A 19,132-nucleotide genomic window follows, 5' to 3' on the forward strand; every position below is an offset into this window, starting at 1 on the left:
CGCATCATTTTTGGACGGTCTCCGCGTAAGCCGGTTGGGGCGCGCCACCCGAAACGGCCACCTCGGTGGGCCCCTGCCCCACCCCGCCTCTCCGGCCAAAAGGAGCAATGCTGGCGTTCGCTGAATCGTCGGGGTCGCCCGGCACAGCGCCGACGACCCGCCTCATCCTGGTTCGCTCGTTGAAAGCTACGAATGCGCGCCGAGCTTCTCGACGGTTTGCGCGGTGTAGGTCGTTTTGGCGTAACCGCCGGGGGTGGTTTCGATTTTCATGATCGCCTCGATACGAACGCGGTCACCGACGGCCAGGCCGCGGGTCTGACTGGGGTCCACGCGGCCAAGTTTGACGGTGACGGTGTCGCCGTCGTCTTGTTGGACCAGCCATGAGCTCACCGCGGAGACGGTCAGGTATTCACCGACGATGGCGACGGATTGCTCGTCGAGGTTGGCGTGTTCGACCACGTCGGCCATGTACGCCGCTGCGGTGGCGGTGACCCGGACGCGCCGGGTGGTGCGGGCGGGTTGTTGCCAGTCGATATCGATGTCAAACCCCGCACGGTCCAGCGTTTTTGCCAGGTCCCGTACCGCCGAGGCGGTGCGCGGGCCCATGGCGCCGAGTTGGTGCACGAAAGCTGATTCCTCGGGGCTGGGGCCGATGTCGTTGCCGGCTGCGAACACGTCGATCGTCGCGCCGAGGGCCGTGTCGAGCATCTGGTCCTCGGATTCGAGTTCGGCGAACATTCCGGGTCCGCCGACCTCCTCGATCGGAGCCAGGGCAGGGGTGAAGGTCAAGATGATGGAGCCGGGGGCGGGGGCGGCGGTCAGCAGCAGATCCGTGCGGCGCCGGACGTCGGCGTTGGCTTGCCTTCCCAGCTCCTTATCGCCGTTTTGTGAAGCGCCTACGGCGGTGGCGATCCTCTGGAATCCGGTCATGACGCGGGCGACGTCGTTGACCTTGGCTGCCGAGCCGATGACTCCGTCGCCGGTGATGCGGATGTTGCCGTGCGAGGCCAGGGTGCGCCCGAACGGGTCGGCATCGATCATCGCCTCGATGCCGATGCGGGACAGATCGTCGGCGGTGCTCCAGTCCGGCAGCTGTTCATCGATGTCGGGGGTGTTCATTGCGGCCAGGATCGCCGACTCCAGCCGGTCGAGTTCGTCCTCAGGTGTAGTCATCGATGATCACCTCCACATAGCCGCGCCGCGGCCACGCATCCGCCCGCGTCGGCCCGGCCCCCGTCTGGCCGACCGCCAAGCGCTGCAGCAGGTCGTCGACCTGGCCGCGGCACGTGCAGTACCGCGCATAGTAGTTGTCGCTGGCGCGCGGGTCTGCCTGGCAATGCCAGCCCGCGATCTGGGTGTCGACCTTCAGGCCGGCAAGGCGACGAACATAACCCGGTACCGCGAAGGCGCGCAACAACTTGCCGGCCGCGACATCCAGGCGGGCTTTGTCCAATTCAAAATCTTCGGCCCAATACACGCACTGCACCGCCGGCGGGTCGGTGTCCTCGGACAGGAACGGACCATGCATCCAGGCGGCGTTGACATGGACATGGCGCGCAAGCAGGTTGGTCGCCGCTTCCCAATCGCGCCATAGTTCGGCTCGGGTGGGACCTCGGTCATCAACGAAGCGGGCACGCAGTTGTTCTCGCGTTGCCCGATACCGCCCCGGGGGTAACACCCCGTCTGGCCCGAGTTTCGGTATCACCACCTTGCACCCTTCTGGCCTCGGCCCCCGTCAGGTGGAATCCCCCGCCCCGGGCGTTTAGCCCACAGCGCACACCGCAGTCGATGCACCATCACCGGGCGGCCAATGCCGACCGCCCGTCAGCGCGTCCTGATCGTCCTCGACGTCGCTGAACAGCGCGGCAGTGGTGTCATCGATCGAGGCGATCACCGCGCGTGCCGCATCCACCAACGGGCTGTCGGTGTGGCCGGCGTGCAATGCGGCGGCCAACTCATCGCGTGCGGCCAGCAATGCCCCGAAACTCGGGGCCGCCGGCGGCGCCTGCTCGATGACGAATGCCCGCAGCAACTCATCGAGCGCTCGGCGCTGGCGGGTGCTCATCCGCTGGGCTTCGGCCGGCACCTGGTATTGCTCGGCGGCCGGTGGCCGCACGCCTACGGCGGCGAACGCGACCGTTTCGGGAACTTCGGCCAGGTACGCGATGGCCCGGATCGAAGCGTCCGTGGGCCGAGACGCATAGGTGCCCTGTCGCAGGCGGTTGAGCGTCGCGTGGGAAATGTCGTGGCCGGCCTGCTGGGCGAGATCGGCCAGACGGCGCCCAGAGGCACCGTCGTGACGCTTTACCGCGATGTCGATCAGATCCATCAACGATCGACTGGTTCTACTCATCGCCATACCCACCTTCATATCGCTGGGGTGCGCGCACATGCACATCTCTTATTGTTCTGCCACATGTAACGCGAGTCAAGCGCAACACACCGTCCTCGGTTCACCGCAGACGCTTCCGCAGTTTGTATTGTGACACACGTGTCACGTTCCACGAGTTGTCTTGTTCGACCCCTTCTGCGGAGCGGGTGGCCACAGCGGGCGGCCCAACGCATGTTCGAGGCTTGCCAGCGTCCCGATGTCGCACAACACCGTGCCCGCCAGGATCCGGCCGATGGTGGTGTGGGCGACGCCGGTGGCCGCGGCCAGCGCGCGTTGACCGGTCCCGATCTCGGCCATCGCCAGCCGAAGTGCACGGGCCAGGTACTGGGCAGCCGACGCCGAGGGCGGTGCGTCGGGAAGCAACGGGCCTTCGGGCCACCCGCCGGCGGCCAGATACCCGATCGGCGGTTGATCGCCGTGACCGCGCGACATGAGCCGACGATAGCGCCCAGCACTGAGGGCAGCATCTGTGCCGAGTATCACCTCCCGCAGATTGGTGCATATACGCACCACGTGGGAGGGTGCCGCCATGACACCACACCGTATGACGTGGGACAACACCCATGACGACGCAGCTGACGTTGCCGTTGCTCTGGGGGCCGGCCTTGGCTGAGGGAAGCCTGGCGTCGGCCGCCGACACCGTGACCGCGGCCTGGGCTGTCGACGGCGTGATGTCTGAGCAGACATTGGACAAGTTCGTGCTGCTGGTACGTAGATTCACCCGTTTCGCCGCCGCACACGACGTCACCACCCTCGCAGGCGCCGACGACGACCTGGTCGCCAAGTTCGTTGCCGCCAAAGGCCGATCACGTCACGGCGTGGTCGGTCCCGCCGCCGTGGCGACCATGCACAACCGCCGCGCCGCGCTGCGGGCGTTCTTCCGCACCGCCCGGCGCCTCGGACTGACCCTCGATGACCCGACCACCGACATCGCCGTCCCCGACCGCGAAGCCTCCACGGTCCGCCCGCTACACGACGACGAGGCCGCACTCGTGCGGCTGTTCTCCGAGCACGCCACCCCGACCCGCCATGCCGCCACCACCGCACTGCTGCTGGCCGGCGCGCACACCAGCGAACTCGGATACATCCGCATCGCCGACATCGACACCACCGCCCACACCGTCTGGGCGCACGGCTCAACCAAACACCGTGCCCGCCTCCTCACCCTCGATACGTGGGCCCGCCGGGTGATCTACCAACGGATCAGCCACATGACCGAACAGGGCGCCACCGCCGACACCGTCATCTGCACCGGCTCCGACGGCTCCGATGCCCAGCGCCAGGCGCGGGTCTGCGTCACCGTCCGCGATGTCCTGACCCGCGCCGGACTCACCGGAACTGCCGGAATCAAGCCGTCCTCGCTGACCGCCTACGCCGCGCTACGCGTCTTCGAGGACACCGGCCGCATCGAAGCCGCCGCCCACCTCACCGGCTCCGGCTCACTCGACGGTACCGCCTCACTCATCGGCTACCGGTGGAGCCAGGACATCTGATCTGCCATGTCGTCGAAGCACGGTTCGTCGCATCAGCGCCCCGACGCCGACGACGCTTACGGTGCTCGCCGCGTCGACCAGCGCAAACGTGAGGCACTGGCCACACCGTTCGACGGCACGCTGCTCGAAATCGAGAAGATTCGCGCCGTCGCCTCCTATTCGGCGTTGTATGCGATCAGCAACCTGATACCCGATCGCGCACCCAACTCACCCGGGCGCCCGGCGCACTACCCGGCATGGGTAGCGGTCATCCACAAAGTCCTGCACGGCGCGTTCGGCAGCGCCAACCACGCCAGCCGCATCATGACCAACCCCCAGTACTGGCAGATCATCTGCCGCCACGCGGCGACGAACGGAAAAACCGCCCGCTCCACACCGCCACGACGCCATCACCACACCTACGCCCAAGACCGCCTCGACACCCACATCGACGCCCTGCACCAAGGGCTGATCGACACCGCCGCCGCCCTCGCCCGCCAACTCGACTGCCTCAACCCGACCACCCGGGCATCACGCCGCGAGCCAGTACGCGGACAATTCGTCGTCGGAGACGGCACCGTCGTCGCCGCCCCCGAACGCAAATCAACCATCGAACGCAAAACCGCCAACGGTGTCCGCGGCGTCAACGCCCACCTGGAAGTCCAAAACGGCGACGGCGCACCCGAATACCGCTACGGCACCAAATTCGCCATCCTCAGCGCCCGACCCGACAACACCCGCAACCTGCGCGTCGTCCTCGACACCGCACCCGTTCCGCCCGGCAAAGGCTACAAAGGCGAAGCCGGCATCGCGTTAGCCATGCTCGACCGCCTCACCAGCCGACCCGACGTGCGCGTCGACGGCATCTGCTACGACGGCGCCTTCCGCGGCACCCACATCGACCACGCCATGAAAGCCGGCCTCACCGTCTTGGCCCCACCACATGCCGGCACCGCCATGCCGACCCCGCTGACCACCATCGGCTGCCGCTGCGGCGACACCCACACCCTGTGGACCAACCAGGGACGACTGCACGAACGCACCATCCTCGACACCGGCGAAACCCACCTCCAGCCCCTCCCGGTGGCCAAGGTCTACTCCCGCCGCAACCGTAGCGGCACACACCGCTGGTACATCGACTTCGCCACCACCTGCGGAACCGTGCACACCCAACGAGTCGACACCACCCCCAAAGACGCCGAAAAGGGCTACAACCGCACCGAACACCTACGCCAGCACACCAAAACCGACGAAGGCGACAGCGTCTACGACCGCTGCTACGGCTGGCGCGAAGACGCCGAATCCCTAAACAACACCCTCGACCGCACACTCTACGGCGGCCGAATGACCGCCCACACCGCAACCCGACAACACACCGTAATGATCGGATTCGCGTTAGGCCGCAACGCGATTGCGGCCTACATCCATCAACGACAAGCGCAACCCGCCACCGTCTGACAGGCCCACACCGGACCCGTCTACCCACCAGCTAGTCCCACCCGCCCCATCAGGCACGGCGAACCCACACGCATCACCAACACCGCGCCGCCGAGCCCCCGACGCACTCACCCAGCCGCACGCCGCCCACCACCGGCGATCCACTAGAGTTTTCAACACCTATTCCTACTGGTCCCCCGCCCCCGTAGCTCAGGGGATAGAGCACGGCTCTCCTAAAGCCGGTGTCGCAGGTTCGAATCCTGCCGGGGGCACTAGCTGACCTATTGACTGAAAACGCCCTCCCAGCTGACATACACCCCCGAAAACCGTGGGGTTGCGCCGCTGCGACAACGTTTTCAGTCACGCTCCCGGCTACATGACCACCGGCTAGCGTGTCACCGCCGACACCACCGCCCACACCGAGCAGCCCAGCGCCCCCAGCGCGCTGACGGCGCCCAGGTAGAACCCGTACCCGGCGGCCACCGGCGCCACCACGTTGACGTGGTAATACCAGACCGTCAGCCCGGTGATAACCATCGAAATCACCAGCGCGGCAGCCGAAGCCAGCCGTGTCGACAGGTCGCGGCCGGCCATTGCGCCGGCCACCAGCAACAGCGACGCCAGCAACACGATCAGCTGCCCCACGCCGAACCGGGGCGGCAGTTCCAGGCTGCCCGCGCTGCCGCCGATGGCGCTGGCGTGACCGCCGCCGTGGACGCTGGTGGTCAGCCACGGCAACCAGACGCTGATCAGCAGGGACACGGCGAACAGCGCAACCAGCCAACCGGCACGCAGGCGACTCATAGCGCGAGGTTAGCTTGCCTCGCCGAGTTCGCCGCGGGCCGCCATCACCAGGGTGGTGGTCAGGTCGAGCCGACCCAGGAAGGTGTCGTCGTGGCTGACCACCAGCACCGCCCCCCGATAGCTGCCCAGCGCGTCGACCAGTTGATCCACGCTGGCCAGGTCGAGATTGTTGGTGGGCTCGTCGAGCAGCAACAGCTGCGGCGGAGGGTCGGCCAACAACAGCCGGGCCAGCGCCACCCGGAACCGCTCGCCGCCCGACAGGGTGCCGACCCGGCGGGACACCGCATCGCCGCGCAGCAGGAACCGGGCCAGTTGGGCGCGCACCTCGCGCGGTGACGCGGTGGGTGCGGCCGCGCGCACCGTGTCGAGCACCGAGGCCGTGTCGTCCAGGCCGTCGAGGCGTTGCGGCAGGTAGCCGACCCGCTCGGTGAGCAGCCGACCCGCGGAGCCGTCGAGCAGCGCTTCGAGCAGGGTGGTCTTGCCGACGCCGTTGGGTCCGATCACCGCAATGCGCTCGGGCCCCTGCACCACGATGGGCCCGCGGGTTCCCGGTAGTTCGGCGAGCCGCCGGCTTTCCGGCACGTCCGGGTCGGGCAGCTCGACGCGAATCCGATCGTCGGAGCGGACCAACGCGGCGGCCGCGTCGAGCTCGGCCTGGGCCGATTGCACCCGTTGGTCGAGGTTCGCGCGCAGCTTGCCGGCCGAGACCTGCGCGTTGGCGGCGTTCTGGTTCATCACGATCTTCGCTGCGCGCCGGTTCTGGTAGGCGATCTGCCCGGCGCGCCGACGCCGGGCCAGTTTGGTCTCGGCCTCGACGCGCTGGCGTTTCTCGACCCGCACGGCCTGCTGGGCGGCCCGGGTGGCGGCGCGGGCCGCATCCTGCTGCCCGTCCAGGTGTGCCCGCCACACGCTGTACGGTCCGGCGACGGTGCTCAGCCGGCCGTCGTGCAGCTCGGCGGTGGCGTCCATGTGCTCCAGCAGCGTGGTGTCGTGGCTGACCACGACGAGCGCGCCCGGCCATGCGGTCACCAGCCGGGTCAGGCGAGCACGGGCGTCGCGGTCGAGGTTGTTGGTCGGCTCGTCGAGCAAGGTGATCGGTGCGCGCCGCAGCCACAGCCCGGTCACCGCCACCAGCATCGCCTCGCCGCCGGACAACTCGTCGACGCGCCGGTCCAGCGACGTCGAGTCCAGCCCGATGTCGCGCAGTGCTTGCCCGGCCCGGGTTTCGATGTCCCAGTCGTCGCCGAGGACGTCGAAGTGCCTGGCGGTGCCCGTGCCGTTCTCGATGGCCCGCAATGCGGCCACCCGCCCGGCGACCCCCAGCAGCTCCGCGGTCGACGCAGCGAGGTTCAGCGTGAGGTTCTGCGGCAGGTAGGCCACCTCCCCCGACGCCGTGACGTGTCCGGTCGTCGGCGCCAACGCACCGGCGATCAGCCGCAACAGCGTCGACTTTCCGGCGCCGTTGGCGCCGACCAGGCCGGTGCGACCGACGCCGAGGGAGCCGTTGACGCCGGAAAGTGCGGTGCTGCCATCGGGCCAGCGATACCCGAGGTCGGTGAAGGTGATGACAGGATCAGACATGAGGTCTCCGGAGGATTCAGCGGATGCGCTGATGACCGGAGCGCAAGCAGGCGTCGGTTATCAGCGCGCGGGCAACGGCGCGCGACCGGTACCTGTCACTGTGCTGACCTCCTGTGCGACGACGCCGACCAGGCTAGCCACGCCGTGGCGCCGCCCGCAACCGATTTATTGCAGCGACGACAGGTTGAACACCGCGCCGGTTGGATCGGCCGCCGCCGCCAGCCGACCGTAGGGGGTGTCCTCGGCCTCGCGCAGCACGGCGCCCCCCTGCGCGTCGATCACGCGCAGCGTGTGGTCGACGTCGTCGGCGCCGAGGAACACCGTCCAACTGCCCGGCACATCCGCGGGCAACTCGGCCGCCCCGTCCCACACGCCGAGCAGCTGCTGGTCACCGAACCAGGCGGTGGCGTAGCGGAATTCGTCGGTGTCGGAAACCGGTTCGGTGCGCCACCCGAAGATGGTCCGGTAGAAGTCGACGGCCGCCTCGTAGCCGCGCGTGTTCAGCTGATGCCAGACCGGGGCACCGGCCTCGCCGATCACTTCGAAGCCCTGATGCTGCAGCGGCTGCCACAGCCCGAAGAACGCCCCCACCGGATCGGTTGCCATGCTCATGAATCCCTTGGCGGGCACCTCCATCGGCGCGACGCAGGACGAGCCGCCGGCCGCCACCAGCGCGGCGACGGTGGCGTCGATGTCGGCGGTGTGAAAGTACGTGGTCCAGGCATCCGGCGCGTTCCACTCCGGGTTGTTGGCCATCAGCCCGGCGACAAGATGTCCGTCCTTGGCGGCGTTGACGTATCCGCCGTATTCCGGCCCGGCGGTCTCGAAGGTCCAGCCGAACACGGTGCCGTAGAAGTCCTGGGCGCGTTGCAGATCCGAGGACGTCAGGTCGATCCAGGTGGGTGCGCCCAGCGGGGCGGCGGCTCGGACGGGCACGATGAACTCCTCAGCGGTTGCAGATGATCGGTTTCGTCAATACCGACCAGCGTCGCACCCGAAACTCATCGCAGGGTGTCGCGCACCTGAAGAACCCGTGGCAACTCAGGCCGGCGCGAACACCGAGACGAATCTGCGCAGCGATTCGTTGATGTCGGTCTTGAGCGCGGCCGCCACCAGCATCCCGATCGGGCCGAACAGCGCCGGGCCGCCGAGGTGCAGGTCCAAGCTGACCACCGAGGCGTCGCCCTTCGGCTTCACCTTGGCGATCAGCTTGACCTTGACCCCGCCCCGACCATCGCCGTTGAGCGTCATGCCCTCCGGCGGCCGGAAATGCACGATCGTCCACTTGATGCGGTTGAGCATGCCCTTGACCTCGACGATCGAGTCGAGGACCGTGCCCTTGTCCAGTTGGTCGGGCAGCGGGCTGCGCCACACCCGGTGGATGGTCAACCAGTCCTTGTAGCGGGACAGGTCAGAGGCGTGCGCCCAGGCCTGCTCCGGGGGCAGCGGCACGTCGATCGAGACGGACAGCTTGGCCATCGGTCACTCGCCTTTGGCGTCGTCCTGCAGGGCCTTCTTCGCCGCATCCTGCACCTTGTCGACCGCACCGGCGAACTTGCCGTCGGTCTTCTCGTCGACCAGGTCGCCGGCCTTGTCAATCGCGGCGCCGACCTTGTCCGCGTTCTTCATCGCCAGGTCTTTGGCCTTGTCCAGAAATCCCATGATGCCGTCCTTTCTCGAACCAAACCCTACCGTCGGGCGATCCGGCTACTTCCACAACCGGGCCGGCTCGCCGAGGACGGCGTGCTGAATCCACCACCCGGCTTCGATCGCGGCGGCGCCCAGCACCCCGATGGCCAGCGCGGTCGATGTCACCGCCAGATTGGACGGGTCGAGCATGAACTTCTCCCGCGCCCACGGGATCGAGAAGATCACCACATAGGCCAGACCGGACACCGCCACCAGCGCCACCCGCCACCACTGGTACGGGCGCGCCGCCACCGCCAGCACCCACACCGCCGACACCAGCAGCGTGATCAACGCCGCCGTGGACGCCTGGGTCTGCTGCACGACGGACGCCTGCCGGCCGTGGTACGCCACCAGATACGAGGCGAAGGTGGCGATCCCGACGACCAGACCGGACGGCAGCGCCGAGGTCATGACGCGGCGGACGAACCCGGGGTGGGCGCGCTCATTGTTGGGGGCCAGCGACAAGATGAACGACGGGATCCCGATGGTGAACCAGGCCGCGATCGTGACGTGGATCGGCTGGAACGGATACAGCAGCGGGTCAGCACCGAACCATTTGGCGCCCAACCCGGCGAGCCCCACCAGCAGCGCCAGCAGCACCGAATACACCGTCTTGGTCAGGAACAGATTCGACACCCGCTCGATGTTGCCGATCACCCGACGACCCTCGGCGACGACGTAGGGCAAGGTGGCGAACTTGTTGTCCAGCAACACGATCTGCGCCACCGCCCGAGCCGCCGGACTCCCGGCGCCCATCGCGACACCGATGTCGGCGTCCTTGAGCGCCAACACGTCGTTGACACCGTCGCCGGTCATCGCCACGGTGTGTCCGCGCGACTGCAGCGCATGCACCATGGCGCGCTTCTGGTCCGGGCGGACCCGCCCGAACGTGGTGCACTCGGCGACGACGTCGGCGAGTTCGGCGGCATCGGTGGGCAGCTCGCGGGCATCCATCGTCTCGCCGCGCAGCCCGAGCTTGTGCGCGACCGCACCCACCGATACCGCGTTGTCCCCCGAAATCACCTTGACCGACACATTCTGGGCGGCAAAGTAGTTCAGCGTTTCGCGGGCATCGGGCCGCAGCTTTTGTTCGAGCAGCACCAGCGCGGCCGGGGTTACGGTGCCCGGCGCGTCGGGGTCGTCGACGGGCCGGTCACTGGCACCCAACAACAGCACCCGCAACCCCTGGGCGCCGAGCTGCTCGGCGCGCCGGGCCGGCTCCGACGTCGGGTCGAGCAGCACATCCGGTGCGCCGATCACCCAGTTGCCGTGATCGCCGTAGGACGCGCCGCTCCATTTGGTGGCCGACTTGAACGGGGCGGTGGCGGTCGCGGTCCAGCCCGGCGGGACGTGGTGGGCCTCACCGATGGCCGCCATGCTGGCGTTGGGGCGGGGGTCGGCGGCGGCCAGCGCGGCCAGCGCGGCAGCGATGACGCCCGGGTCGGTGTCACCGAGCTCGGCGACGTCGGAGACCCGCATGCCGTTCTCGGTGAGGGTGCCGGTCTTGTCGGCACAGACCACCTCGACGCGGGCCAGCCCCTCGATGGCGGGCAGCTCCTGCACCAGGCAGCGCCGCTGACCCAGCCGGACCACACCGACCGCGAAGGCCAGCGAGGTCATCAGCACCAGCCCCTCGGGGACCATCGGCACCAGTGCCCCGACCATCGCCAACACCGAATCACGCCACCCGACTCCGGTGGTGAACAGCTGGGTGTAGATGGTCAGCAGCCCGGCCGGGACCAGCAGATAGGTGATGAACTGCAGGATTTTGTTGATACCGCTGCGCAGTTCGGATTTGACCAGCGTGAACTTGCTGGCCTCGGCCGCCAACTGGGCGGCGTAGGCGGCGCGGCCGACCTTGGTGGCCCGGTAGGCGCCGGCGCCGGCCACCACGAAGCTGCCCGACATGACCTGATCCCCGGCAGTTTTGGTGATCGCATCGGCTTCCCCGGTGAGCAGGGATTCGTCCACCTCGAGGGCGGCGTCCTCGAGGATGTCGCCGTCGACCACGATCTGGTCCCCGGGCCCGAGTTCGATGATGTCGTCGAGCACCACGTCACTGGGGGGCAGCGGCCGGGTTCCGGACGCTCGACGCACCATCGGTTTCGCCTGCCCGACGATGGCCAGTTTGTCCAGGGTCTGTTTGGCCCGGATCTCCTGGACCATGCCGATGACGCTGTTGGCGACGATGAGCAGACCGAACAGACCGTTGATCAACGAGCCGGTGGACACCACGATAACCAGCAGCACGCCCAGGATCGCGTTGATCCGGGTGAAGACGTTGGCCCGGACGATCTCGGGCACGCTGCGGGTGGCACGGGTGGGGACGTCGTTGGTGTTGCCGTCGGAAACCCGTTGGGCGACCTCGGCATCGGTGAGGCCTTCGGCCCGTGTTGTCGTCACCGGGTGAGCGTTCCCGTGACCACGGCCGTAGCCGCCCGCCCGGTCATTGCGCTACAACCTCCACCACGGTTCTCGGGCGACGGCGCCGGGCTCCACCCGGCCGCCGGGTTTGGGGACCGCCACGGACACCCCGGCCGCGTCGGCGGCGGTGAGCAGCCGTTCGATCGGCTCGTCCCACGGGTGCGGGGCCAGCCGGAATGTGCCCCAGTGGATCGGAACCAGCAGCCCGGCCTCGGTGACGTCGCGGTGCGCGGCCACCGCGTCCTCGGGGTTCATGTGGATGTCGGGCCAGGCCGCGTTGTAGGCACCGACCGGCATCAGGGTGAGGTCGAAAGGCCCGTACTCCGAACCGATCTGGGCGAAACCGGTGGTGTAGCCGGTGTCACCGGCGAAATACACCCGGTGTGACGGGCCGAGCATCGCCCAAGAGGACCACAGCGTCAGGTTCCGGGTCAGGAATCGCCCCGAGAAGTGCCGGGCCGGGGTGCAGACCAGGGTCAGGTCATCGACGCGGGCGCTGTGGTTCCAGTCCAGCTCGACGATGCGGGATTCGGGGAGGCCCCAGGCCCGCAGGTGCGCCCCGACACCGAGCGGAACGAAGAACGGCGCCCGCTGGCTGCGGGCCAGGGCGATCACCGTGTCGATGTCGAGATGGTCGTAGTGGTCGTGGCTGATGACGATCGCGTCCAGGGCCGGCAAGGTCTCCAGGTCCACCGGCGGCGGATGCAGGCGGCCGGGGCCCAGCACATCCGACGGCGAGCAGCGCTCACTCCACACCGGGTCGGTGAGCACCCGGTAGCCGTCGATCTCCACCAGGGCGGTCGCGTGGCCCAGCCAGCTGACCGCGAGCTCGCCGGCCGGACCGGCAGAGCCGTCCGCGTTACCCGGTTCGGCCAGCGGGATCGGTGCCGCGGGACGGCTGGCTCCCCGGCCCCCGATCAGCTCCCACAACACCCGCCGCTGCTGTTCGAGGTCCAGGCTGATCATCGAGGCCGGGTCGGCGTTGACGAAGACGCCGTCGCGGTAGTTCGGGGAGCCCTGCGCCACCGCGCGGATCGCGACCGGGTCCGCGCCCAGCGCCGCGGGTGTGCCGTGCAGGGCGCGCAGTGTCCAGCCGCCGGCGGCCAGCGTGGCCGTTCCCGCCGTCAGCCGCAGCGCCGCACGCAGCATGCCCGTCAGTTGCGGGCCGCGACCCGCGCTGCCCGCGTCGTCCCCGCTTGCGCTCACCGCACTAGGCTCCCTGGAATTTCGGCGGCCTCTTTTCGATGCGGGCGACCTGCGCCTCGATCACGTCCTGGCTGCCCCACGCCTTGTCGAACAGCTCCTTGTGCAGCGGCGACTGGTCCTCGAAGGCGCCGTCGTCGTTGAGCACCCGCTTGGCATGCTTCAGCGCCAGCGGCGCCAGACCCGCCACCTCATGCGCCCAGGCCTGCGCGTCGGCCAGCGCGCCGATCCGGTTCGCCATCCCGGTCAGCAGGGCGGCATCGGCGTTCAGCCGCTCGGCGGTCAGCAGCATCGCCCGGGCCCGCCCGTGCCCGGCCAGCGATGCCAGCCGGCGGATGCTCCAGTTATCCAGAGCCAATCCGTACTTGGCCACCGGGAACTGGAAGAACGCGTCGGGCGCCACCACCCGCAGGTCGCAGATCATCGCCAGCTGCAGTCCCGCGCCGATCGCGGCACCGTTGATCGCGCCGATCACCGGCATTTCGAAGTCGCTGATGGACTTGTGCAGCGCGATCAGTTTGTCCGGGTAGTCGGCGGCGAACGCGTCGCCGGACAAATCGGCCCCGGCGCAGAACACCGTGCCCTGCCCGGTCAGCACGATCGCCCGTATGTCATCGGCACTGGCCTGCTCGACGGCCTCACGCAGGCCGTCGACCAGTTCGGAGTTCAACGCGTTGCGGCGCTCTGGTCGCTGCATCTCAAGGGTCAGGACGTTGCCGTCCCGGGTCACGCCAATCATGCGCCAAGCCTATTAGCCTCAATTCGTGGACCGGATCGGGGCCGTCGAGCTGCGCGACGCGGTGCTGGACGCCGGGTCGTTCATCAGTTGGGACACCGCCCCGCTGGAGGTGCCGGCCAACCCGGAGTACACCGCGGAGCTGGCGGCGGTGCGGGCCGCCACCGGCCGCGACGAAGCCGTGCTGACCGGTGAGGGCCGGGTACACGGCCGCCGGGTGGCGGTGATCGCCTGCGAGTTCGACTTCCTGGCCGGGTCGATCGGGGTGGCCGCCGCCGAACGCATCACCACCGCGATCGAGCGCGCCACCGCCCAGCGGCTGCCGCTGCTCGCGTCGCCGTGTTCGGGCGGCACCCGGATGCAGGAGGGCACCATCGCGTTTCTGCAGATGGTCAAGATCGCCGCCGCGGTGCAACTGCACAAACGCGCGCACCTGCCCTACCTGGTCTATCTGCGTCACCCCAGCACCGGTGGGGTGTTCGCGTCCTGGGGGTCGCTGGGTCATGTCACCATCGCCCAACCCGGCGCGCTGGTCGGGTTCCTGGGTCCCCGGGTGTATGAGCAGCTCTATGGTGAGCCGTTCCCGCCGGGCATCCAGACCGCGGAGAATCTGCAGCGCCACGGGGTGATCGACGGCGTCGTTCCACTCAAGTGGCTGCGGCGGACGTTGGAACGGGCGCTGAAGGTACTGGTCGACGACCCGGGTGCCGCTCCCCCGCTACCCGTCGCGCCCCCGGTGCGCGACGTGCCGGCCTGGGATTCGGTGCTGGCCACCCGGCGCCGCGACCGGCCCGGGATCGCGACCCTGCTGCGGCACGGCGCCACCGAGCGGGTGCTGCTCTCGGGCACCGGCGAGGGTGTGGCATCCACCACGCTGCTGGCGTTGGCCCGCTTGCGCGGTCAGCCGGCGGTGGTGCTGGGCCAGCAGAAAATCGGCGGTCTGGTCGGTCCGGCGGCGCTGCGGGAGGCCCGCCGCGGGATGGCGCTGGCCGCCGGGCTGCGCCTGCCGCTGGTGCTGGTCATCGACACACCGGGCCCGGCGCTGTCCGCCGAGGCCGAACAGGGCGGGCTGGCCGGTGAGATCGCGGCGTGCCTGGCCGAGCTGGTCACGCTGGCGGTCCCGACGGTGTCGGTGCTGCTCGGTCAGGGCAGCGGCGGCCCGGCGCTGGCGATGGTGCCCGCCGATCGGGTGCTGGCCGCGCTGCACGGCTGGCTGGCGCCGCTGCCGCCGGAGGGGGCCAGCGCGATCGTGTTCCGCGACACCGACCACGCCCCGGAGTTGGCGGTTGCCCAGGGGGTGCGCTCGGCAGACCTGCTGGCGTGCGGGATCGTCGACACGATCGTGCCGGAGTATCCCGACGCGGCCGATGAACCGATCGACTTCGTCAAACGGCTGGCCGGGGTCATTGCCGCCGAGGTGCACGCGCTGCGCGACGTACCCGATGATCAGCGGATGACCACCCGGCTGGCGCGCTACCGGCGTATCGGGCTGCCGCTGACCTGATCGCCGAGATCGACGGCAGCGCGGAATCGTTCGAGTGAGACACGCGCTAGTGTCGATCTCGGCGCAAGAACTGCGCCCCAATCAGGCAAGATGGGCGGCATGGACACGGGTACAACCTCACCGCGGGTACTGGTCGTCGACGACGACGATGACGTGCTGATGTCGCTGGAGCGCGGGTTGCGGCTATCCGGGTTCGAGGTCGCGACGGCCCGCGACGGCGCGGAGGCATTGCGCAGCGCGACCGAGACCCGCCCGGATGCCATCGTCCTCGACATCAACATGCCGGTGCTGGACGGCGTCAGCGTCGTCACCGCACTGCGCGCCATGGACAACGATGTGCCGGTCTGCGTGCTGTCCGCGCGCAGCTCGGTCGATGACCGCATCGCCGGTCTGGAGGCCGGCGCCGACGACTACCTGGTCAAGCCGTTCGTGCTGCAGGAACTGGTGGCGCGGGTCAAGGCGCTGCTGCGGCGGCGCGGATCGACCGCCACCTCGTCCTCGGAGACGATCACGGTCGGCCCGCTGGAGGTCGACATCCCGGGCCGGCGGGCCCGCGTCAACGGTGTCGACGTCGACCTGACCAAGCGGGAATTCGATCTGCTCGCGGTGCTGGCCGAGCACAAGACGGCGGTGCTGTCCCGCGCACAGCTGCTGGAGCTGGTGTGGGGCTACGATTTCGCCGCCGACACCAACGTCGTCGACGTGTTCATCGGCTATCTGCGGCGCAAATTGGAGGCCGGCGGCGCGCCCCGGCTGCTGCACACGGTCCGCGGCGTGGGGTTCGTGCTGCGGCTGCAGTGACGAGGCGGTCGTGAACATCTTTGCCCGCATCTTCACCCGGACACCGTCGCTGCGTAGCCGGGTGGTGCTGGCGGTGGCCATCGGCACCGCCATCGCGGTGCTCATCACCGGCGCCATCGTCTGGTGGGGCATCACCCGCGACCGCATCGAACGCCTCGACCGCCGGCTCGACGAGGCGGCGGGTTTCGCGATCCCGTTCATCGGCATGGGCGGCGACATCCCCCGGTCCACCAGCGCCAAGAACGCGGTGATCACCGTGCGCAAGGGCGACGCGGTGACCTCCAACTCCTCGGTGGTGCTGCCGCAGTTGCCGGCGGGCTACGCCGACACCGACGTCGACGGGGTGCGCTACCGGGTGCGCACCGTGGAGATTCCCGGTCCCGGCCCGCGATCACTGGCGGTCGGCGACACCTACGACGCCACCCTGGCCGACACCAACAACCTGCACCGCCGGGTGATCCTGATCTGCGTGTTCTCCATCGCGGCCGCCGCGATGTTCGCCTGGCTGCTGGCCGCGTTCGCGGTGCGGCCGCTCAAACGGCTGGCGCATCAGGCCCGGTCGATCGACACCGGCGACGAACGGCCGCAGATCGAGGTGCGCGGCGCCACCGAGGCCGTCGAGATCGCCGAGGCGATGCGCGGCATGCTGGGACGCATCTGGACCGAGCAGGACCGCACCAAGGAGGCGTTGGCCTCGGCCCGCGATTTCGCCGCGGTGTCGTCACACGAGCTGCGCACACCGTTGACCGCGATGCGCACCAATCTCGAGGTGCTGTCCACCCTGGATCTGCCTCCCGAGCAGCGCAGTGAGGTGATCAACGACGTCATCCGCACCCAGTCCCGCATCGAGGCCACCCTCGGCGCGTTGGAGCGGCTGGCGCAGGGCGAACTGACCACCTCCGACGACCACGTCACCGTCGACATCACCGAGCTGCTCGACCGGGCCGCGCACGACGCGATGCGGATCTATCCCGACCTGGAGGTGTCCCTGGTTCCGTCGCCGACCTGCATCATCCTCGGCCTGCCGGCGGGGCTGCGGCTCGCCGTCGACAACGCGATCGCCAACGCGGTCAAACACGGCGGCGCGACGCGGGTGCAGCTGTCGGCGGTCAGCTCGCGGGCCGGGGTGGAGATCGCCGTCGACGACAACGGCAGCGGGCTTCCCGAAGAGGAACGCGCGATGGTCTTCGAGCGGTTCTCCCGCGGATCGACGGCGTCGCATTCGGGGTCGGGGCTGGGGTTGGCGCTGGTCGCCCAGCAGGCGGGGCTGCACGGCGGCTCGGCGTCCCTGCAGGACAGCCCGCTGGGCGGGGTGCGGCTGCTGCTGCAGCTGCCGGGCCCGCACTGACCGTCATCCGTTCGCCGGGTGGTCGAGTTGACGCGCCAACGCGACCAGATCCCCGGCGACCAGGGTTGGTTGCGGCAGGCCGTGAACCCGCAGCGCCGCGTTGCCTGACCGGGTGATCAGCGCACCCCCGAATCCCGCGCATTGGGCGCCGACGGTGTCCCACGCGTGCGCGGCAACCATCAGACAGGCTGACGGGTCGACCCCAAGCTGCTCACACACGTGCCGGTAGACCCGTGTGTCCGGTTTGAACGCGCCGACGGCATCGACGCTGAACTGTTGCTCGAAGAAACCGGCCAACCCGGCCTGCTCCAGTGGGCTCGGGCCGTCCGGGTTCGGCGGCGAATTGGTCAGCGTCACCATACGAAAGCCCTTGTTGCGCAGGAGCGTAAGCCCGTCAAAGGCATCGGGGTGTGCGGGCAGATGCAGCATGGCCAGCCGCAAATCATGCGCGTCCTCGGTTGTGGTGGCCACCTGGTGGATGTCCGCGAGCATGGACAGCGCGCCCTGCCCGAGGGTGAGGTAGTCGACGTATCGCCCGGACAACGTGGCGGTCATCGAATACGTCACCAGCTGAGCGAACCACTCGCGCATGACCCGGGAATCGCCGAAGATCCGGTGAAACAGTGGCGACAGTGCACCGATATCGATCAGGGTTTCGTTCACGTCGAACACGAGGACCGACGGCGCGGCAGCAGTCATTGCATCACGACTACCATCTTTCCGCCGGCCTGTCCGGACTCCATGATCCGGTGCGCGTCACGGATCTCGGAGAAGGAGAAGACGCGGGAAGGCCCGGCGTCGAGTTGGCCGTCGGCGACCTGCCGCGCAATGTCTTCCAGTGGCACATCCGATAATGGGAAGCCCGGGGTACCGAACACAAAGCTGCCGAAGAAGGTCAGGTTCACACCACTGGCCATCTGCAGCAGCGGGTTGAAATCCGCGATCGGGTCCAAGCCCCCCAACCATCCCGCCAGGCAGGCACTCCCGCCGCGACGCAGCATGTTCAGCGAGTCGAGGATGGTGCTGTTGCCGACCAGATCGAGAACGGCGTCGACCCGCTTGGCCTCCCCCAGGTGAGCGGCCAGATCCGGCGCTTCCAGTTCAACGCACGCAGCGCCGAGTTTCTCGAGCAGCGCGACCCGTTGGCGACTGCGTGTCGTGGCGATGACCCGCGCACCCGCGGCGACCGCCAACTTGACGGCGGCCTGGCCGAACGAGGATGTCGCCCCACGTATCACCAAGGTCTGCCCGGCGTTCAGGTCGAGGTTGCGGAACAGGCACGTCCAGGCCGTGGCGTACGTTTCGGGCAGCGCCGCCAATTGCTGCCACGGCAACTCCGAGTCGATGGCGGCGACGTTGGCCGCGCGTACCCGGGTGTATTCGGCGTAGCTGCCGTTGACGGTCCGCCCGAGTCCACCCATCAGGGCCGCCACCTTGGCCCCGACCGGAAACTCGCCGCCCGGGCAGGAATCGACCAAGCCGACGCATTCGATCCCGCTGACTTCGGCGGCTTCGGCCCATTCACCTCGCCGCATGTGCATTTCGGCGTGGTTGATGCCGAAACCCTTGACCCTGATCACCACCTCACCAGGCTTGGGCCGCGGCTTGGGGAGATCGGCGTAAACCAGGCTGTCCGGTCCCCCGAACTTCGTCAGGATCATGGCACGCATGTTTTCCCCGCCCGCCTGTTCGCGCACGATGGCCGGTCCCGCCGTCATAGTGTCCGACATCTTCGGCACTC

Annotated in this window: 19 protein-coding genes and 1 tRNA gene; 6 read left to right on the forward strand and 14 right to left on the reverse strand. The window is 68.8% G+C overall.

Annotated features, from left to right (window positions below; all coding sequences use genetic code 11):
• Positions 1–186: 186 nt before the first annotated feature.
• The 4 genes from AC5Y36_RS00365 to AC5Y36_RS00380 form a co-directional block, all read right to left on the reverse strand.
• Positions 187–1,173, reverse strand: coding sequence for a hypothetical protein (locus tag AC5Y36_RS00365; protein WP_500038882.1), 987 nt, complete (start codon positions 1,171–1,173; stop codon positions 187–189).
• Entirely contained in the window at positions 1,160–1,708 is a 549-nt protein-coding gene (locus tag AC5Y36_RS00370; RefSeq protein WP_500038883.1) for a DUF6932 family protein, read from the reverse strand. The genes AC5Y36_RS00365 and AC5Y36_RS00370 overlap by 14 nt, the downstream gene beginning before the upstream one ends.
• Before the next feature lie 54 nt (positions 1,709–1,762).
• Positions 1,763–2,353, reverse strand: a complete 591-nt coding sequence (locus AC5Y36_RS00375; RefSeq protein WP_500038884.1) for a hypothetical protein — start codon at positions 2,351–2,353, stop codon at positions 1,763–1,765.
• Between the two features lie 141 nt (positions 2,354–2,494).
• Positions 2,495–2,824 (reverse strand): helix-turn-helix domain-containing protein, encoded by a 330-nt coding sequence (locus AC5Y36_RS00380; protein WP_500038885.1) that lies wholly within the window; start codon positions 2,822–2,824, stop codon positions 2,495–2,497.
• Positions 2,825–2,955: 131 nt separating this feature from the next.
• Between AC5Y36_RS00380 and AC5Y36_RS00385 the strand changes: the two genes are divergently transcribed.
• From AC5Y36_RS00385 to AC5Y36_RS00395, 3 genes are all read left to right on the forward strand, one after another.
• Positions 2,956–3,885, forward strand: a complete 930-nt coding sequence (locus AC5Y36_RS00385) for a site-specific integrase (RefSeq protein ID WP_500038886.1) — start codon at positions 2,956–2,958, stop codon at positions 3,883–3,885.
• A 6-nt stretch (positions 3,886–3,891) separates the two neighbouring features.
• On the forward strand, positions 3,892–5,322 hold the full coding sequence (locus tag AC5Y36_RS00390; RefSeq protein WP_500038887.1) for a hypothetical protein: 1,431 nt from the start codon (positions 3,892–3,894) through the stop codon (positions 5,320–5,322).
• Positions 5,323–5,500: 178 nt separating this feature from the next.
• Positions 5,501–5,573, forward strand: a tRNA-Arg gene (locus AC5Y36_RS00395).
• A 115-nt stretch (positions 5,574–5,688) separates the two neighbouring features.
• Here AC5Y36_RS00395 and AC5Y36_RS00400 read toward each other — a convergent pair.
• From AC5Y36_RS00400 to AC5Y36_RS00435, 8 genes are all read right to left on the reverse strand, one after another.
• Positions 5,689–6,105: a hypothetical protein gene (locus tag AC5Y36_RS00400; RefSeq protein ID WP_500038888.1), complete on the reverse strand. Its 417-nt coding sequence runs from the start codon at positions 6,103–6,105 to the stop codon at positions 5,689–5,691.
• Between the two features lie 9 nt (positions 6,106–6,114).
• Positions 6,115–7,686, reverse strand: a complete 1,572-nt coding sequence (locus AC5Y36_RS00405; RefSeq protein ID WP_500038889.1) for an ABC-F family ATP-binding cassette domain-containing protein — start codon at positions 7,684–7,686, stop codon at positions 6,115–6,117.
• 165 nt (positions 7,687–7,851) lie between these two features.
• Complete coding sequence (locus tag AC5Y36_RS00410; protein WP_500038890.1) at positions 7,852–8,622, reverse strand: VOC family protein; 771 nt, start codon at positions 8,620–8,622, stop codon at positions 7,852–7,854.
• A gap of 105 nt (positions 8,623–8,727) precedes the next feature.
• Entirely contained in the window at positions 8,728–9,165 is a 438-nt protein-coding gene (locus tag AC5Y36_RS00415) for a type II toxin-antitoxin system Rv0910 family toxin (RefSeq protein ID WP_500038891.1), read from the reverse strand.
• Between the two features lie 3 nt (positions 9,166–9,168).
• The gene (locus tag AC5Y36_RS00420) at positions 9,169–9,348 is read right to left on the reverse strand and encodes an antitoxin (RefSeq protein ID WP_500038892.1); all 180 of its coding nucleotides are present in this window, start codon (positions 9,346–9,348) and stop codon (positions 9,169–9,171) included.
• A 45-nt stretch (positions 9,349–9,393) separates the two neighbouring features.
• Positions 9,394–11,778 (reverse strand): HAD-IC family P-type ATPase, encoded by a 2,385-nt coding sequence (locus AC5Y36_RS00425; protein ID WP_500038893.1) that lies wholly within the window; start codon positions 11,776–11,778, stop codon positions 9,394–9,396.
• 51 nt (positions 11,779–11,829) lie between these two features.
• Positions 11,830–12,948: an MBL fold metallo-hydrolase gene (locus tag AC5Y36_RS00430; protein WP_500039113.1), complete on the reverse strand. Its 1,119-nt coding sequence runs from the start codon at positions 12,946–12,948 to the stop codon at positions 11,830–11,832.
• Between the two features lie 61 nt (positions 12,949–13,009).
• The gene (locus AC5Y36_RS00435) at positions 13,010–13,741 is read right to left on the reverse strand and encodes an enoyl-CoA hydratase (protein ID WP_500038894.1); all 732 of its coding nucleotides are present in this window, start codon (positions 13,739–13,741) and stop codon (positions 13,010–13,012) included.
• 25 nt (positions 13,742–13,766) lie between these two features.
• Here AC5Y36_RS00435 and AC5Y36_RS00440 point away from each other — a divergent pair, with 25 nt between their 5' ends.
• The 3 genes from AC5Y36_RS00440 to AC5Y36_RS00450 all read left to right on the forward strand — a co-directional run bounded on the left by AC5Y36_RS00440 (position 13,767) and on the right by AC5Y36_RS00450 (position 17,391).
• Complete coding sequence (locus AC5Y36_RS00440) at positions 13,767–15,242, forward strand: carboxyl transferase domain-containing protein (RefSeq protein ID WP_500038895.1); 1,476 nt, start codon at positions 13,767–13,769, stop codon at positions 15,240–15,242.
• Between the two features lie 90 nt (positions 15,243–15,332).
• Positions 15,333–16,043, forward strand: a complete 711-nt coding sequence (gene prrA, locus AC5Y36_RS00445; protein ID WP_500038896.1) for a two-component system response regulator PrrA — start codon at positions 15,333–15,335, stop codon at positions 16,041–16,043.
• 10 nt (positions 16,044–16,053) lie between these two features.
• Positions 16,054–17,391, forward strand: a complete 1,338-nt coding sequence (locus AC5Y36_RS00450; RefSeq protein WP_500038897.1) for a HAMP domain-containing sensor histidine kinase — start codon at positions 16,054–16,056, stop codon at positions 17,389–17,391.
• 3 nt (positions 17,392–17,394) lie between these two features.
• Here AC5Y36_RS00450 and AC5Y36_RS00455 read toward each other — a convergent pair whose 3' ends face one another.
• Both AC5Y36_RS00455 and AC5Y36_RS00460 read right to left on the reverse strand, forming a co-directional pair.
• Entirely contained in the window at positions 17,395–18,090 is a 696-nt protein-coding gene (locus AC5Y36_RS00455) for a haloacid dehalogenase type II (RefSeq protein WP_500038898.1), read from the reverse strand.
• A complete protein-coding gene (locus AC5Y36_RS00460) occupies positions 18,087–19,121 on the reverse strand; it encodes a zinc-binding alcohol dehydrogenase family protein (RefSeq protein WP_500038899.1) in 1,035 nt (344 codons plus the stop codon). The genes AC5Y36_RS00455 and AC5Y36_RS00460 overlap by 4 nt, the downstream gene beginning before the upstream one ends.
• Between the last annotated feature and the right edge of the window lie 11 nt (positions 19,122–19,132).

The sequence above is a fragment of the Mycobacterium sp. NGS50 genome (genome assembly GCF_059812545.1).

Excerpts from the sequence above, each read along its gene's own strand:
- AC5Y36_RS00400 (WP_500038888.1), bottom strand. The coding sequence starts at position 6,105 with ATGAGTCGCCTGCGTGCCGGTTGGCTGGTTGCGCTGTTCGCCGTGTCC.
- AC5Y36_RS00435 (WP_500038894.1), bottom strand. The coding sequence starts at position 13,741 with ATGATTGGCGTGACCCGGGACGGCAACGTCCTGACCCTTGAGATGCAG.
- AC5Y36_RS00375 (WP_500038884.1), bottom strand. The coding sequence starts at position 2,353 with ATGAGTAGAACCAGTCGATCGTTGATGGATCTGATCGACATCGCGGTA.
- AC5Y36_RS00385 (WP_500038886.1), top strand. The coding sequence starts at position 2,956 with ATGACGACGCAGCTGACGTTGCCGTTGCTCTGGGGGCCGGCCTTGGCT.
- prrA (WP_500038896.1), top strand. The coding sequence starts at position 15,333 with ATGGGCGGCATGGACACGGGTACAACCTCACCGCGGGTACTGGTCGTC.
- AC5Y36_RS00460 (WP_500038899.1), bottom strand. The coding sequence starts at position 19,121 with ATGTCGGACACTATGACGGCGGGACCGGCCATCGTGCGCGAACAGGCG.
- AC5Y36_RS00420 (WP_500038892.1), bottom strand. The coding sequence starts at position 9,348 with ATGGGATTTCTGGACAAGGCCAAAGACCTGGCGATGAAGAACGCGGAC.
- AC5Y36_RS00415 (WP_500038891.1), bottom strand. The coding sequence starts at position 9,165 with ATGGCCAAGCTGTCCGTCTCGATCGACGTGCCGCTGCCCCCGGAGCAG.
- AC5Y36_RS00365 (WP_500038882.1), bottom strand. The coding sequence starts at position 1,173 with ATGACTACACCTGAGGACGAACTCGACCGGCTGGAGTCGGCGATCCTG.
- AC5Y36_RS00430 (WP_500039113.1), bottom strand. The coding sequence starts at position 12,948 with ATGCTGCGTGCGGCGCTGCGGCTGACGGCGGGAACGGCCACGCTGGCC.
- AC5Y36_RS00405 (WP_500038889.1), bottom strand. The coding sequence starts at position 7,686 with ATGTCTGATCCTGTCATCACCTTCACCGACCTCGGGTATCGCTGGCCC.
- AC5Y36_RS00390 (WP_500038887.1), top strand. The coding sequence starts at position 3,892 with ATGTCGTCGAAGCACGGTTCGTCGCATCAGCGCCCCGACGCCGACGAC.
- AC5Y36_RS00455 (WP_500038898.1), bottom strand. The coding sequence starts at position 18,090 with ATGACTGCTGCCGCGCCGTCGGTCCTCGTGTTCGACGTGAACGAAACC.
- AC5Y36_RS00380 (WP_500038885.1), bottom strand. The coding sequence starts at position 2,824 with ATGTCGCGCGGTCACGGCGATCAACCGCCGATCGGGTATCTGGCCGCC.